The sequence below is a fragment of the Mesorhizobium sp. LCM 4577 genome (assembly GCF_001854795.2).
In the GTDB taxonomy this organism is placed as follows: Bacteria; Pseudomonadota; Alphaproteobacteria; order Rhizobiales; family Rhizobiaceae; genus Mesorhizobium; species Mesorhizobium plurifarium.
Genome location: NZ_MDDU01000046.1, coordinates 158,470 through 172,544, shown reverse-complemented (window position 1 = coordinate 172,544; position 14,075 = coordinate 158,470). Strand labels below are relative to the sequence as shown.

16 protein-coding genes are annotated in these 14,075 nt (G+C 62.3%); 10 read left to right on the top strand and 6 right to left on the bottom strand.

From position 1 onward, the window contains the following. From cbiE to LCM4577_RS27930, 10 genes are all read left to right on the top strand, one after another. Window positions 1-1,242 (top strand): precorrin-6y C5,15-methyltransferase (decarboxylating) subunit CbiE, encoded by a 1,242-nt coding sequence (gene cbiE / locus LCM4577_RS27975; RefSeq protein ID WP_071074395.1) that lies wholly within the window; start codon window positions 1-3, stop codon window positions 1,240-1,242. After that, on the top strand, window positions 1,239-1,739 hold the full coding sequence (locus LCM4577_RS27970; protein ID WP_040982069.1) for a cobalamin biosynthesis protein: 501 nt from the start codon (window positions 1,239-1,241) through the stop codon (window positions 1,737-1,739). The genes cbiE and LCM4577_RS27970 overlap by 4 nt, the downstream gene beginning before the upstream one ends. Further along, window positions 1,736-2,500 (top strand): precorrin-4 C(11)-methyltransferase, encoded by a 765-nt coding sequence (gene cobM / locus LCM4577_RS27965; protein ID WP_071074282.1) that lies wholly within the window; start codon window positions 1,736-1,738, stop codon window positions 2,498-2,500. Before LCM4577_RS27970 ends, cobM begins: the two co-directional genes overlap by 4 nt. A 14-nt stretch (window positions 2,501-2,514) precedes the next feature. Next, on the top strand, window positions 2,515-3,309 hold the full coding sequence (cobA, locus tag LCM4577_RS27960; RefSeq protein WP_071031733.1) for a uroporphyrinogen-III C-methyltransferase: 795 nt from the start codon (window positions 2,515-2,517) through the stop codon (window positions 3,307-3,309). Further along, window positions 3,306-4,622, top strand: coding sequence for a cobyrinate a,c-diamide synthase (locus LCM4577_RS27955; protein ID WP_071031601.1), 1,317 nt, complete (start codon window positions 3,306-3,308; stop codon window positions 4,620-4,622). Before cobA ends, LCM4577_RS27955 begins: the two co-directional genes overlap by 4 nt. Then, entirely contained in the window at window positions 4,619-5,386 is a 768-nt protein-coding gene (locus LCM4577_RS27950; protein WP_071074281.1) for an adenosylcobinamide-GDP ribazoletransferase, read from the top strand. The genes LCM4577_RS27955 and LCM4577_RS27950 overlap by 4 nt, the downstream gene beginning before the upstream one ends. 24 nt (window positions 5,387-5,410) lie before the next feature. After that, window positions 5,411-6,436, top strand: coding sequence for a nicotinate-nucleotide--dimethylbenzimidazole phosphoribosyltransferase (gene cobT / locus LCM4577_RS27945; protein WP_041011914.1), 1,026 nt, complete (start codon window positions 5,411-5,413; stop codon window positions 6,434-6,436). A gap of 222 nt (window positions 6,437-6,658) precedes the next feature. Then, a complete protein-coding gene (locus tag LCM4577_RS27940) occupies window positions 6,659-6,919 on the top strand; it encodes a hypothetical protein (protein ID WP_071031604.1) in 261 nt (86 codons plus the stop codon). Between the two features lie 260 nt (window positions 6,920-7,179). After that, window positions 7,180-8,415 carry a tyrosine-type recombinase/integrase gene (locus LCM4577_RS27935; RefSeq protein ID WP_083354874.1) on the top strand — a complete coding sequence of 412 codons (1,236 nt, stop codon included), beginning with the start codon at window positions 7,180-7,182 and terminating at the stop codon, window positions 8,413-8,415. A 167-nt stretch (window positions 8,416-8,582) separates the two neighbouring features. Further along, window positions 8,583-9,011 carry a hypothetical protein gene (locus LCM4577_RS27930; RefSeq protein WP_071074279.1) on the top strand — a complete coding sequence of 143 codons (429 nt, stop codon included), beginning with the start codon at window positions 8,583-8,585 and terminating at the stop codon, window positions 9,009-9,011. Between the two features lie 57 nt (window positions 9,012-9,068). On the opposite strand, the gene LCM4577_RS27925 is transcribed toward LCM4577_RS27930, so the two are convergent. The 6 genes from LCM4577_RS27925 to LCM4577_RS27900 all read right to left on the bottom strand — a co-directional run bounded on the left by LCM4577_RS27925 (window position 9,069) and on the right by LCM4577_RS27900 (window position 13,934). Next, window positions 9,069-9,800: a hypothetical protein gene (locus LCM4577_RS27925; protein WP_371410084.1), complete on the bottom strand. Its 732-nt coding sequence runs from the start codon at window positions 9,798-9,800 to the stop codon at window positions 9,069-9,071. 440 nt (window positions 9,801-10,240) lie between these two features. Continuing rightward, on the bottom strand, window positions 10,241-10,654 hold the full coding sequence (locus LCM4577_RS27920) for a hypothetical protein (RefSeq protein ID WP_131803531.1): 414 nt from the start codon (window positions 10,652-10,654) through the stop codon (window positions 10,241-10,243). Continuing rightward, complete coding sequence (locus LCM4577_RS27915; protein WP_071074276.1) at window positions 10,651-11,118, bottom strand: hypothetical protein; 468 nt, start codon at window positions 11,116-11,118, stop codon at window positions 10,651-10,653. The genes LCM4577_RS27920 and LCM4577_RS27915 overlap by 4 nt, the downstream gene beginning before the upstream one ends. Before the next feature lie 57 nt (window positions 11,119-11,175). Continuing rightward, entirely contained in the window at window positions 11,176-12,657 is a 1,482-nt protein-coding gene (locus tag LCM4577_RS27910; RefSeq protein ID WP_071074275.1) for a hypothetical protein, read from the bottom strand. A 133-nt stretch (window positions 12,658-12,790) separates the two neighbouring features. Then, entirely contained in the window at window positions 12,791-13,198 is a 408-nt protein-coding gene (locus LCM4577_RS27905) for a hypothetical protein (RefSeq protein ID WP_071074274.1), read from the bottom strand. Between the two features lie 118 nt (window positions 13,199-13,316). After that, the gene (locus LCM4577_RS27900; protein WP_071074273.1) at window positions 13,317-13,934 is read right to left on the bottom strand and encodes a hypothetical protein; all 618 of its coding nucleotides are present in this window, start codon (window positions 13,932-13,934) and stop codon (window positions 13,317-13,319) included. Window positions 13,935-14,075: the final 141 nt, after the last annotated feature.

Sequence of the window (14,075 nt, the reverse complement as noted above, 5' to 3'; positions counted from 1 at the left end):
ATGCCTGCTAAGGGTCCGCTCGCCGCCAAGCGCGCCTCAAAATGGCTCACCATCGTCGGCATTGGCGAGGACGGTGTAGCGGGTCTCGGCGACGAGGCCAAGCGCAGGATCGCCGGGGCCGAAATCATCTTCGGCGGCAAGCGGCACCTCGCTCTGGTGGCATCCCTGGCCAAAGGCGAAGCCCGCCCGTGGCCGACGCCCTTCGACACTGGAATGCGCGATGTGCTGGCGCTTCGTGGCAAAGCCGTGTGCGTGCTCGCGTCCGGCGACCCGTTCTTTCACGGCGTCGGCGTCACGCTGGCGCGCAAGGTCGGTCCGGATGAGATGCTTGTCTTGCCCGCGCCGTCGTCTCTATCGCTGGCGGCCTCCCGTCTCGGCTGGGCCTTGCAGGACATCGAGACCATCTCGCTGCACGGCCATTCGATCGACCTGATCCGCCCCCTGCTCCATCCCGGCGCGCGCATCCTTGTCCTGACATCGGACGCCGACGCGCCGGTAGCCATCGCCGCACTGCTCGATGAACTTGGCTTCGGCCCGTCGCGGTTGACGGTCCTCGAAGCGCTTGGCGGATCGAACGAGAAGCGGCGCACAGCCAGCGCCGACGCCTTCGATCTCAAAAACATCAACCCGCTCAACGTGCTGGCGCTTGAAATTGAATCGACGCCGGATGCGCGCATCCTGCCCTTGACTGTCGGCTTTGCCGATCATCTGTTCGAGCATGACGGCCAGATCACCAAACGCGAGATCCGCGCCGTCACCCTGTCCGCGCTGGCGCCCCGGCGCGGCGAATTGCTGTGGGACATCGGCGCCGGCTCCGGCTCGATCGGTATCGAATGGATGCTGGCGCACCCTTCGCTGCGCGCCATCGCCATCGAGGCTAACGGCGAGCGCGCCGCCCGCATCCGGCGCAATGCCGCGCATTGTGGCGCGCCCGGCCTCGTCGTGGTCGAAGGCGCCGCGCCCAAGGCGCTGGCAAAATTGGAGACGCCTGATGCCATCTTCATCGGCGGCGGCGGCAGCGATGCCGGCGTGCTGGAAAAGGCGATCAAGGCGCTGCGTCCTGGTGGCCGGCTCGTCGCCAATGCGGTGACGCTGGAGATGGAAGCCTTGCTGCTTGATCAGAACAACAGGCGCGGCGGCGATCTCACCCGCATCGCGCTATCGCGCGCGGCGCCTGTCGGCTCGATGCAAGCCTGGCGTCCGGCCATGCCGGTCACGCAGTGGAGCTGGATAAAACCATGATGGTCGCGGGCATAGGCAGCCGCAAAGGCGTGAGCGTCGAAGAAGTGCTGGCGGCGATCGAGACCGCGCTTGAGGCGCACGGCCTCGCGATGACGGCATTGTCCGCCTTGGCAACAACGGAATTCAAACGCAAAGAAGAAGCCATTTTTGCCGCCGGTCGTAAGCTCAGCCTCCCGGTGATAGTGGTGGATGGCGCTGGCGCCGAACCGCCGCGCCCCCTCACCCAGCCTCCGCTTCGCTCGGCTGACCTCTCCCCAAGGGGAGAGGAGGCTGCCAGCGTGGGCGCCGATCTCTTCTCCCCGCCGGGGAGAAGGTGGCCCGAAGGGCCGGATGAGGGGGCCGCCTCGCGCAACCTCTCGCAAGAACTTGCCGGCACGCCGTCGGTTTCGGAGGCGTCGGCACTCGCTGTCGCCGGGGCCGGTGCAAGGCTGCTCGGGCCACGCACGGTGCTTGGCCCGGTCACCTGCGCCATCGCCATCAGCGGAGATGCGCCATGACCGTCCATTTCATCGGCGCCGGCCCGGGTGCGGCCGATCTCATCACGCTGCGCGGCGCGCGGCTGCTCGCAAGTTGCCCGGTCTGCCTTCATGCCGGCTCGATCGTCGCACCGGAGCTGCTCGAACACTGCGCGCCCGGCACCAAGCTGGTCGACACCGCGCCGATGTCGCTCGACAAGATCGAGGCCGAATATGTCGCCGCGCACAAGGCCGGCCAGGATGTCGCCCGCCTGCATTCCGGCGATCTTTCGGTGTGGAGCGCGGTGGCCGAGCAGATCAGGCGGCTGGAAAAGCACGGCATCCCCTACACGTTGACCCCCGGCGTGCCGTCCTTCGCGGCGGCGGCGGCGGCACTTCGCCGCGAGCTCACAATTCCCGAGCTGGYGCAAAGCCTGGTGCTGACCCGCGTCTCCGGCCGCGCCTCTAAAATGCCGCCGGGCGAGACGCTGGCCGGCTTCGGCCGCACCGGCGCCACGCTTGCCATCCATCTTGCCATCCATGCCGTCGACCGCATCGTCGCCGATTTGACGCCGCTCTACGGCGCCGAATGCCCGGTCGCGGTCGTCTTCCGCGCCTCCTGGCCGGACGAGCGCATCCTGACCGGCACGCTGGGCACCATCGAAGCGCAGTTGGCGGAAAACCCGATGGAACGCACGGCGATCATCTTCGTCGGCAGCGCGCTCGCGGCGCAGGATTTCGGCGAAAGCTCACTCTACGACGCCCATTACCAACGGCGTTTTCGCGGACGGGACGGATTGTGAACGGCGGCGCCAATATGAACGGACGGGCAAATCTGGAGCAGGCGCTGGCGCGGCTGAACTTCAAGCCGCGCGAGCTCGAGCCCGGCCATGTCTGGCTGGCCGGCGCCGGCCCCGGCGACCCCGGCTGCCTGACGCTTGAGGTGCTGGCGGCGCTCGGGCAATGCGACGCGCTGGTTTATGACGCGCTGGTCTCGCCCGATGTCGTGGCGGTCGCCCAGGGCGCCGAGCTTTTTTACGCCGGCAAACGCGGCGGCCAACCCTCGATGAAGCAGGGCGACATCAACGCCCTGCTCGTGCGGCTGGCGCGCGAAGGCCGCCGCGTCGTGCGGCTCAAGGGCGGCGACCCTTATATTTTCGGCCGTGGCGGCGAAGAGGCTCTGGCGCTGGCGGGCGAAGGAATTCCGTTCCGGGTGCTTTCCGGCCTGACCTCGGGCCTCAGCGCATTGGCCGCCACCGGCATCCCCGCCACCATGCGCGGCATCAACAAGGCCGTCATCCTGGCGACCGGCCACGCGGGCACCGATGACGACATCGACTGGACGGCGATTGCCCGCACGGGACAGCCGGTCGTCGTCTATATGGGCATGGCCAATCTGCCTGTGATCGCGGCAAAGCTGCTGAGCGGCGGCCTCGCGCCGTCGACGCCCGCGGCTGTGATCGTCGCGGCGACCACGCCGCAGGAGCGCATCGTCGTCGCCACGCTCGCCACCATCGCCGAGGAAGCAGCGGCCGCCGGGCTCGCTTCGCCAGCCCTGATCGTCGTCGGCGGCATCGTCGCCATGCGCGCCGCACTGGCGGGTGACTTGTGACCGCCCGCGCGATCATCATCGGCGCACCGCGCTCCGGCTCCGGCAAGACCAGCGTCACCATCGGCCTGTTGCGCGCGCTCGCCCGGCGCGGCCTGAAAGTGCGCGGCGCCAAGTCGGGACCGGACTATATCGACCCGGGCTTTCACACCGCCGCCACCGGCCTATCCGGCGTCAATCTCGACAGCTGGGCGATGTCGCCTTCCCTGCTCAACGCGCTGGCGGGCCAAGCCGCGGACGACGCCGAATACATCATCCTCGAAAGCGCGATGGGCCTGTTCGATGGCATCCCCGCGCCGGAAGGCCGCTCCGGTTCGGCCGCCGATCTCGCCCGGCTCTACAACCTGCCTGTCCTTCTGGTGCTCGACGTTTCCGGCCAGTCGACCACGGCCGCCGCCGTCGCCAAGGGTTTCGCCACCTACGACCCGGATGTCCGCATGGCCGGCGTCGTGCTCAACCGGCTCGGCAGCGAACGCCACCGGCGGCTGTCCGGCGACGCCATCGAGGCGATCGGCCTGCCCGTGGTCGGCGCCATCCTGCGCGATCCGACGCTCAACCTGCCGGAGCGGCATCTCGGCCTTGTCCAGGCCGGCGAGTACGAGAACCTGATGGCGCATCTCGACCGCCTGGCCGACATGGTCGAGAAGTCGCTCGACATCGATGCCATCCTGGCGCTGGCGACGCCGCTGCGACCGGCGGCCGGCGACTTCGGTGACGCGTTGCAGCCGCCCGGGCAGCGCATCGCGCTGGCGGAAGACGCGGCCTTCACCTTCCTCTATCCGCATGTCGCCACGCATTGGCGCAAGGCCGGTGCCGAGATCGTGCCTTTCTCACCGCTTGCCGACGAAGCGCCTGCCGAGGATTGCGAGGTCTGCTGGCTGCCTGGCGGCTATCCCGAGCTGCATGCCGGCAAGCTCGCGGCCGCGGCGAACTTCCAGGCGGGAATGGCCCGCTTTGCGGCGACGAAGCCGGTTCACGGCGAGTGCGGCGGCTTCATGGTGCTGGGCGAAGGGCTGGAGGACGCGGGCGGTGACAGCCACAAGATGCTCGGCCTGCTGGGCCATTCGACCAGTTTCGCCAAGCGGAAGATGAACCTCGGCTATCGTGAGGCGCGGCTGCGCGCCGACTGCCCCCTGGGGCCGGAGGGCACGCTGATCCGCGGCCATGAATTCCACTACGCGCAGATGACCGCCACGGGTAATGACGAGCCCTTGGCCGATCTTGCCGATGGCCAGCGCAATCCGCTCGGCGCCTCAGGCTACCGGCGCGGCCATGTCAGCGGCACTTTCTTCCATGCCATTGCGAGGGGCGCATGAGAGGCCTCTCCGCGCCCCGGCAAGTGCTTGACGACATCGGCCTCAGCCTCGTCTTCTTCACCAGGCTGAGGCTGCCATCGAGCGATTTCGGCGACCGCAGCCTGGCGGATGCGATCTGGGCGGCGCCCTTTGCCGGTCTCGCGGTGGCGATCATCGGCGCGCTCGTCTACGCCATCGCCGCCGTCTTCGGCCTCGCCACCGCACCGGCCGCGGCGCTCACGCTCGCCGCAACGATGCTCGTGACCGGTTGCCTGCACGAGGACGGGCTTTCCGACATCGCCGACGGTTTTTGGGGCGGCCGGACGCGCGACAGGAAGCTGGAGATCATGCGCGACAGCCGCATCGGCGCCTATGGCGCCGCCGCGCTTGGGCTGTCGCTGCTCATCCGCTGGAGCGCGCTGTCCGAGCTCACCGGTCCCGGCCACGTCGTCCTGGCGCTGCTAGCCGCGCATGCCGGCTCGCGCGGCCTGTTCGGCGCCTTCATGCATCTTCTGCCGCCGGCCCGCAGCGACGGCCTGTCGGCCAATGCTGGCTCTGTCACCACCGAAACCGCCATCATCGGTGCTGCGCTCGGCGCGGTGGCGCTGCTGGCGCTCGGCCTTGGCGGCGCGATCGCGGCGCTGATCCTGCTCGGCCTGGTCTTCGCGGGCTTCCGCGCGCTTTGCCTCAGCCAGATCGGCGGCCAGACCGGCGATACGATCGGCGCGCTGCAGCAGCTTGGCGAAATCGCCGTTCTTCTCGTCGCGTCCGTTTGCCTTTCCTGATTCCCTTTCGGAGACCTTGCCCCCATGTCCTCCCAATCAGCGTCCTTCAAATCGCTCGAAGACCTTCGCGCCGCCTGCCTCGATCTTCCGGCCGGCAGCGACGCCGCCGCCAGCGCCGTCGCCCGCCGCCAGGACACGCTGACCAAGCCGCCGGGCAGCCTCGGCCGCCTGGAAACGATCGCTGCCTGGCTCGGCCGCTGGCAGGGCCGCGACATGCCGAAGCTCGACGCGGTGAAAGTCTTCGTCTTCGCCGGCAATCACGGCGTCACCGCGCAGGGCGTCTCGGCCTATCCCTCTGAAGTCACCGTGCAGATGGTGGCGAATTTCGCGGGCGGAGGTGCTGCCATCAATCAGCTGGCCCGCATCGCCGGCGCCAAGCTCGACGTCATCCCGCTCGACCTCGACCATCCGACCGGCGATTTCACGCAAGTGCCGGCGATGGACGAAAAGGCTTTCCTTGCCGCCGTCTCGGCCGGCTACGATGCTGTGACCGAGGACCTCGACCTCGTCTGCTTCGGCGAGATGGGCATCGGCAACACCACGCCCGCCGCCGCGATCTCCACGGCGCTGTTCGGCGGCAGCGCTGAAAAATGGACCGGCCGCGGCACCGGCGTCGACGATGCTGGCATGAAGCGCAAGGTGGTGGCCATCGAGGCGGGCCTCAAGCGCCATGCCGATTCGCTTTCCGACCCGCTGAAGATCGCGGCCGCCCTTGGCGGACGCGAGTTAGCAGCCATTCTCGGCGCCACGCTCGCGGCGCGCAAGAACAACGTGCCGGTGCTGCTCGACGGCTTCGTCTGCACCGCCGCCGCTGCTCCGCTGGCGAGGCTCCACCCGACCGGGCTGGCCCACACCGTCGCCGCCCATGTTTCGGCGGAAGCCGGGCACCGTCGCCTGCTCGAAGCGCTCGGCCTGCCGCCCCTGCTCGATCTCGGCATGCGGCTCGGCGAAGGTTCAGGCGCCTGCCTTGCCGTCAACATCGTCCGCTCGGCGCTGGAATGCCATGCCAGGATGGCGAGCTTCGCCGAGGCCGGCGTTTCGGAAAAATAAAATCGGTCGAAATTTCAACACTGTTGAAACAACGAAATAACGTCATCTCGGTTATTCCATGGGACGTAGATGTCTCACGGGAGATCGATCGATGTATTTGAAATATCTAATATCTGCCGCAATTCTTGTTGCGGCGCCTTCGCCGGCCTTATCTCAGGACCAATATGTTCGCCCGCTTGTCCCGGTGAAGACGGGGCGGCCAGGATCCAATCCTCGATCTCGATGACCTTTCCGGTCAAGGATGACGACGACGACGACGCGCAGCAGCAGGTTGCGCTTCGTTCTTTCTACAAGGTCGCGGCGGGCAGCTGCGCGATGGTGGTCGAGACCGTCGCCGATACATGCGAGATTGCCGGCATGAGCACCAATCTCAACGCCAGGGATCGCAACATCGGCGGTTACGGCGGATCGCAGCTCACGGTAAGCGGTCAGATCACCATGAAGGTCAAGTTCAAGGCGAGCCTCAGCAAAACAGTGCCGTAGGCGCTGCGTTTGCGGCCTACTTCATTGTTTTGATGAGAAGATTTGGTGGGTGTGCACAGGATCGAACTGTGGACCCGCTGATTAAGAGTCGCATGGGTGACCGTATCAGCCCTTTTCACATCGTGTCAAATCGCGTTGTTCAGTTACTATTTCTCTAAAAATATCAATGCATTGCCTGAAGATGACCAAATTTGCATGGTTTTGCGAAGGCCTCCGCATTACATTCATTTTTGCATTCACTATGCAAGAGAGAGCAAATCATGCAAACCGAGAAACCCGATTTCAGCGGTTCGTTCACGGAGCGCTGGATCAAGCACATTCGATTGCCCTTAAAGACCGACAAACCGAACCAATGGAGCTTCCTCGAACGGCTCGAACGGGGGCGCTCCCTTGTCCTTGTCGTCTCACATGGCGGCACGAAGTCCTGGCGGGCATTATGGTATGAAGCCGGCAAACCGAAATCAGCGAAACTCGGCACCTACCCCGACATGGGCATTGCCGACGCTCGCAAAGYGGCTAGCAAGTTCGAACCTGAACGGCACGTCGCATCAAAGGAGGCGGGAACCTTCAAGGAGGTCGCTGAGGACTTCCTAAAGCGACATGTTCGAAAAGAAGGCAGTAAAGACAAAAAGCCGCCGTTGAGATCGGCGCGCGAGATCGAGCGCCAGTTGAACGTCTACGTTTACCCAAAATGGAAGGATCGGGCCTTCTTCGACATCAAACGCAAGGATGTGATCAAACTGCTTGACGAGATCGAGGAGAAGCATGGCACGCGGCAGGCCGATGCGATTTTGGCCACGCTGCAAAAGATGTGCAATTGGTATGCGCCCCGCGACGACAACTACCGCTCCCCCATCGTGCGGGGCATGAAACGAGGGGAATACGAACCACGCGAGCGCTGGCTGTCGAATGAGGAAATCAGGCTTGTGTGGGCGGCCTGCGATCACGAAGACCTCTACAAACCGTATGGGGCCATGATCAAGCTCATGCTGCTGACGGGCCAGCGTCGCGAAAAGCTGTCGACCATGCGGTGGGAGGACATCGACGACAAGGGCGTGTGGACGATTCCGCGCGAAGACCGTGAAAAGGGCGCTCCGCCTTCCCTCACACTGCCCCAATCGGCGTGCAACATCATCGCGTCAATCCCGAGGATGGCGGAGAACCCATATGTGTTCGCCGGTCGTGGAAAGAAAGCCTTCAACGCATTCTCACAACGCAAGGCCGAACTCGACAAACTGCTCCCCGACGACATGCCACATTGGACCCATCACGATTTGCGCCGAACTGCGCGCAAGCTCATGACGCGTCGTCACGTCGAAACCGAGATCGCGGAACGCGCCCTTGGACATTCGATCAAGGGCATCCAGGCGSTCTACGACGATCCGCGCGAATATGGYGCCCGCGTCGATCAGGCCCTTGAGGCCGTCGCATCGGAGGTCGCATTGATCGTTCACGGCGACGATGACGGCAAAATCGCTCGAATTGGGGGGCTTTGAGGGGAATACAGCGGCAATCGACGGCCCTCGCGTATGAATGTGCATGCCGCACCTCACGCCTCTGTAGCACCGGTGCTTTTCGGTTACTCATGGGATGGTTCTGCAACTGGAAGTTGCATACATTGTGATTGCAGTTATGCAAACTGCGATTTCGATTGGAGAGAGCAATGTCATCGAAAAAGACTGGAAAGCCCGAAGGCAAACCCGTCGCAAAGACTGCCGACGACAAGGGCCGTCAGAGCGTCAAGGCATCCGAGAACAAAACAGGAACCAAAAGGACCATCGTCGCGAAGACCAAGGGCGAGTTCGGGGTCGTCGCCGGCACACGGAAGGAACAGGTGGCGATCGAACTGAAGGCCAACGGACGCGAGGCCGCGTTGAAGCTGGGCGAAAAGCTCGGCCTTGCGAAAGGCACCATCACTAGTTGGGTCGGCTCCTGGAAGACGAAGGGCTTGTGGAAGCCTGTCGTCGAGGCCAAACCCGCGAAGACGACCAAGGGCATCAAGGCAATCGAACAGGCCGCCGAGGCCGCGGCCGACGTTGCGGCGAAGGCGATGACGCCCGAGGACGCGAAGAGGACCGATCAGGACGCCTGACAAATCCATCGAACTGCGCAAGGCCCCGTCAGGTGTCGGCGGGGCCTTTTTTCTTGCCTAATCGGGCAAGTCGATTACGTCATGCACATGAGTCACCGAGTATGCGACCGGCTCGTTGTTGCGTTGTTTGATCAGCACATCGACAACGAAGCCCTTCTTGAACACGTTGTCGTCGGCCTCGCGTATCTCGTGCTTGATCCGCTCCTCCGCCATTTCGGACCCGTACATCAGCGCCAGTGACTTATGCGACAGCTCCTCGATCTTCACGCGCTCGCCAGATCGTTTGCCTACGTCGGCGTCGTTCACGTCCGATCTCGTAAACACCATGAGGACCCTGCTGCGCTGGCCGGTCGATTGATGCTCGATCTGCTGTCTGCGTTCCTCTATCAGGTTCATCGCGCGTTTTGCTTGCTTGGTGTCGAACTCGACTGCCGCTCGTATCTGACGCTTGCCGTCTTCGAATACCGCCGCCTTGATCGTTGCCTTCCCGTCAGGATCTTTTGCGATTGCCTCGACGGCCCTAGCCCAATCTTTCAATTCGCCCGATGTTTGCGGAAGCTCGTCCTTGGTGCCGTTGAGCAGGGTATGAATGCGGCCACCCCACCGTCGAACGAAGTCCTCGACCAGCATCACCGCGTCCATCTGGCTGATAAAGGGCGCGAATAACGAGACCCAAGGCACGAGATCAGCCTCGATGCTGCCCTTACGAACTTCTTTGACGTATATCTTCGCTTCGGTCTTGTCGCTCAATCCACGCTCGGCAATGAACCGCTCGTAGTCGTTTCCCATCGCGACAAACGTCCCGACGAAGTCACCAAGTTCTATTGGCTCCTTCGTTTGCAGATTGAGTATTATGTGCGCTGAAATCTCCCCCATGCCGGGACACTACGCAAATTCAATCGTTTGTCCATCATTGCACCCCCAACTTTTTACGATGTCACAGCGGGGCGCTACAGCAGCACGGGCGTGTGTMGCGGGTGAACGTGTCGTCGAACGCCCAATGCCTCCCCTTGCCCCTGAAAAAGGGAGGCAATGCAAAGCTCGTATCGTGGCAACAACCAAGCCCTTGCATTGCCCCCAAAAGGACGCCGGACCGGTACTGGTGGAATCCAGCGCCCATTTTGCCCGACCATATGGCCCAGTCGCGGTCAGGCAGGCGACATGACAAGCGGGAAGAAGAAGAAAAACCCGCCGGACCTTCTCGTGACGAGCGGCACGAGAATTCGCGATCAATCCTCGAACAGCTCCGGGTTCGACTTGTGGACCAATCTCACCGCCTCCGTGCGACTGATCCGCTTACCCAAGGCAGTACTGGTCACCAGAACATCGATCTGGGCCTGCCGCGCCCGTCCTTCGCGGGCCTTCTTCACGTCGGCCTCGTCATCGGTCTCTGTGTGATCGCGACTTTGCAGCTTGGTGAACAAGGATGGGTAAGCATGACGGGCGGCTGTCATCGCTTCCGTTCCAGCCAGGCCAGTCTTTCGCAGATGTTCGCAAGCCGCCTCGAAAGTATCGAAGGAGAGCACGTCGTCCTTCTGCTTGGTGACTGATTTCGCAATCATCGCCTTGGCGTGGATCTGTGCCGGACTGGTCACAGCGCTTAACTCGGCGATCTCAAGATCATGCATCACTCGCTTTTTCATTTTCCAAACTCCCTGTTGATAGCTGCCCTCAGCAAGGCACGCTCGCGGGCATAAAGGGCGGCCTGTCTGTATTCACCCTGATCAAGGAAGTTCGCGACGGCGCGGCCTAGGGCCTCTCGTCTGTGGGCAACCTCGATTTCGATTTGGCGCTGCCGTTTTTCGATGCGTTCAACGTCCTCCTCCGCGGCCAGCGCCTCGACTGTATGACCAAGCTCGTCCTGTGCATCGCGAAGCTCCCCAAGAAGCTGTCCACGAACCCACCTGAATGATTGAACTCGGTCTGCCGATGCGGACCCCAGTCCCCCACCGACCGGACCTGCAATGGCCATGAACTTGCTCGTCGAGGACGCCGTATCGAGCATCTTGTCGATGTCGGCGACCTCGGCCTCGATGTCCTTGATCAAGGCCGCCAGATGGGCGAGGCGTCCAGGCGGGGCATACTTGGTTTTCGAATGGTGGTTCATGATGTGTTCCTTCTCGTCCTCGTATAATTAGCCCTCGCTAATGCATCCTGATGCTCCTCAATCCGGCGACCAAAATGGATCGGGAGCGCCGCGTGGCCTTCGGGCGTAGCTGTCAGGGCCGTCTGAACTTATGATCGAAGGCGCGATGAAGGCCCCGCGCGGTTGGCTGGCATTCAGGTCGGCCAAGTGAACCAATAGCCCGCAAACGGCATTGGAAAGGTCGTCGTGCTGGCCGGGTGAATGATCGACATGTTCCCGCCCGCCTTCGCCGACCCGTCGTTCGAGTCCTGTCAGCTGCGACCTCAGTCGCTCACTGTCGAGGAGGCGTGCGCGCCCGTTCATCAACAAGGGCAAAGCGCCGAGATAGATCTCGGATTTGGAATGCGAGGAATCCCGATAGGTGATGCCTCGACGCGTCCACTCGTCGGAATGAAAGGCCCCGGCAAACCGATCACCGTGAACCTCGAAAACTCGATACTGCTTCAACAAGGCGGCAAACTCGTGGACGACCTCGCCCGGAGCGAAGCGCGGCTTGCGTTCGCGCATGGCATCAACAACGAGTCGGTCTGCCTCGCGATCATGATGACCTATCGCAATCGTGAAACTGTCCTGGCCGCTTCCCCCTGCCGCATCCGTGAACGCGAAATACCTGATGCCGTCCTTCGGCGGACGTTCGATGACCTTTTGATCCGTCGCTGACTCAATGATGTCGGCGGGCAGGAAATCGGAGACATCCTCGCGCCATTCCGACAGGTACTCGGCGCGCGCCTTTGAACCATCGCGTTCGATTGCCTTTGCAATGAACGATTCCCGTAAGACCGGGTTMATGACGCGTGATGGCGCAATCCAGACCACATCGTCCGATGCGTCATTGCCGAAAAGGGATTGGTACTGTTTGAACATCCAGCCCCGTTTTCTGTAGGTACTGGACGCCATGATCAGGACGCCGCCTGTCGGGTCCATCGCCATTGCAGGTTCGGCGGCAAGCACGATTTCCTCGTCGCTCGACAGGTGGTCGCTGTCCGTGCGCCAGAAACAGCACTCCGTCCCGAGGACGCCAATCGACGATCGCCCGCGCAGCGCGCCAACATCGTTGGTACCGATCTCGATTGCCGCCCCGTTGGTGAACTCGATGATGCCGCCTTGGGTGTCGCGGACGATTTGGTCGGCGAGGATGGATGACGACAGGACAAGGCCGCGACAGTACCTGTAGAGGATGGCGCCCTGCGCCTTGTCCTTCCCGAGCAATTGAACCACTGCTTGTTCGCCGGCCGACAAAGTCTTCGGCCAATCGCTTGCCAGAAGGGCGCGATACGCCGCAACAGCGCTCAGGAACCTGTCCTTCCCTCCGCGTCGCCCGACAAGGAGGATCAGACGATGAACGCCACCCTTGGGAGGCTTGGTGCGACCGGTGCATTCACGGAACAGTTGGAGTTCGCGTCGATCAAGTGGCAGGCCGTCGATCAGTTTGGCAACAGTTCGCCACGTCCAAAAGCTTTCCTGTGCGAATGTGAGGCCAAAGAGCCTGTCATCGCACATCGCAACATGTAGACCTCGCCCGAATGGGCTCTCAGCGTCGTTTTTAGAGGCGTGAGAAGGTGTCGAAGAGGTTGCGGGGGTCCTTACCCTCGACAACGCCTGCCTGCGCTGTGGCACTTCGATGCGGACGCGCTCAATCATTCGCGCGCTCCATGAGCGTCTCACGTAGAGGGCGACGCTCCTTCTCGACCTTCTTGACGATGCCGAGGCGATCCATCGTGGAGACGATTGATTGCGAGACTTTCGCAAGCATGAACGTGTGGTCGTGGCCATCGCCCTTAAGCTGACGACGCTGCAGGTCTTCGCGTTCGATCAGCAGACCACACAGCGTCTCAACGAGTTTCGCGTGCTTGCCGCCTGTCTGGTCTATGAACTGCGCGTAGTATGCCGCCCAACGCCTTGCCTTGCGCGTTCGACAATCGATTCCAAGGGCGCGCAATGCAGCATAGCCCCTCGCATCGTTGGCGCTAAACAGGCTTTTTCCGAAACGCGGGGAGCGTTCGCGACCTTCTCGCATTGCCTGTTTATGTGCTTCATTCATGCACCTAAATTTAATATAGTATTCTTTTTCGTCAAACTTTGTTGAAACTATCGTTGTATTGCAAGGGGTACAGCAACAGTACCACCTGATCGAATATTAAACGTTCTATTTTGCTTGCTTAGATGAAGGCATTCGGATTGAAATCGACGTTGATCGGCACCGTATCCACGCGCTGTATGATTTGAACTAGCCGCTCCATGCGCCACGTCATCCCAATCCTAAGCCTTTCATTTGGCTTGCCCGAGGCCGAATAGATCGTCGATGTCCCCACAGAATTGCGAAACAGCGCCGCCTCGCCAGCCCCTAACGATGTCTCGATGAACGTGCCGGCGCTGGTGAGAAGTTGGTTCATCCTCGCTTCCAGTGCTGCCGCATCTTCGGTGTTGTGGCATTGAGCCGTTAGTTCTCTGGCTTCCTCTAGGAACGCGCCAAGGCGGTTTTTGATGATGAGGCGCTGGCGGTCGGGGCCATGCGCAGTCAGAGCGGCTATCTGAGCCTGATCTTCTTTCCAAATCTGGAATGGAACTGCGAATAACCGCAGGATCACGATTGCGCCAAAAACCCAGATTGGGAGCTCCCAGAGGTAGGTCGTCATTAGGGCGCCGACATCTGGTACGAAATGGGCGACGATCTGCCCAATGATGCCGATGATACCCGCCCAAAAGTCAGTCGCGTTTGGCGCTGACCAAACGACACCTTTGAACCATTTCCAGTAAAACTGCCCACGCTGCCCCATACGCTTTCATATCAGCGCTCCCGGCTATTCGGCAATCGGCCACTGCTTGTCGATATTCGCTTTCCGCACCACACATGATGAATTTCTTCCCGCAAAAAGGTGAACTCAGTTTCACTCGTTTCTGTATGTTTAGCGCTTCTT

Bases quoted from the DNA above. Each gene is read 5' to 3' on its own strand.
- cbiE (WP_071074395.1), top strand. From the start codon at position 1: ATGCCTGCTAAGGGTCCGCTCGCCGCCAAGCGCGCCTCAAAATGGCTC.
- LCM4577_RS27970 (WP_040982069.1), top strand. From the start codon at position 1,239: ATGATGGTCGCGGGCATAGGCAGCCGCAAAGGCGTGAGCGTCGAAGAA.
- cobA (WP_071031733.1), top strand. From the start codon at position 2,515: ATGAACGGACGGGCAAATCTGGAGCAGGCGCTGGCGCGGCTGAACTTC.
- LCM4577_RS27950 (WP_071074281.1), top strand. From the start codon at position 4,619: ATGAGAGGCCTCTCCGCGCCCCGGCAAGTGCTTGACGACATCGGCCTC.
- cobT (WP_041011914.1), top strand. From the start codon at position 5,411: ATGTCCTCCCAATCAGCGTCCTTCAAATCGCTCGAAGACCTTCGCGCC.
- LCM4577_RS27940 (WP_071031604.1), top strand. From the start codon at position 6,659: ATGACCTTTCCGGTCAAGGATGACGACGACGACGACGCGCAGCAGCAG.
- LCM4577_RS27930 (WP_071074279.1), top strand. From the start codon at position 8,583: ATGTCATCGAAAAAGACTGGAAAGCCCGAAGGCAAACCCGTCGCAAAG.
- LCM4577_RS27925 (WP_371410084.1), bottom strand. From the start codon at position 9,800: ATGGGAAACGACTACGAGCGGTTCATTGCCGAGCGTGGATTGAGCGAC.
- LCM4577_RS27920 (WP_131803531.1), bottom strand. From the start codon at position 10,654: ATGAAAAAGCGAGTGATGCATGATCTTGAGATCGCCGAGTTAAGCGCT.
- LCM4577_RS27915 (WP_071074276.1), bottom strand. From the start codon at position 11,118: ATGAACCACCATTCGAAAACCAAGTATGCCCCGCCTGGACGCCTCGCC.
- LCM4577_RS27905 (WP_071074274.1), bottom strand. From the start codon at position 13,198: ATGAATGAAGCACATAAACAGGCAATGCGAGAAGGTCGCGAACGCTCC.
- LCM4577_RS27900 (WP_071074273.1), bottom strand. From the start codon at position 13,934: ATGGGGCAGCGTGGGCAGTTTTACTGGAAATGGTTCAAAGGTGTCGTT.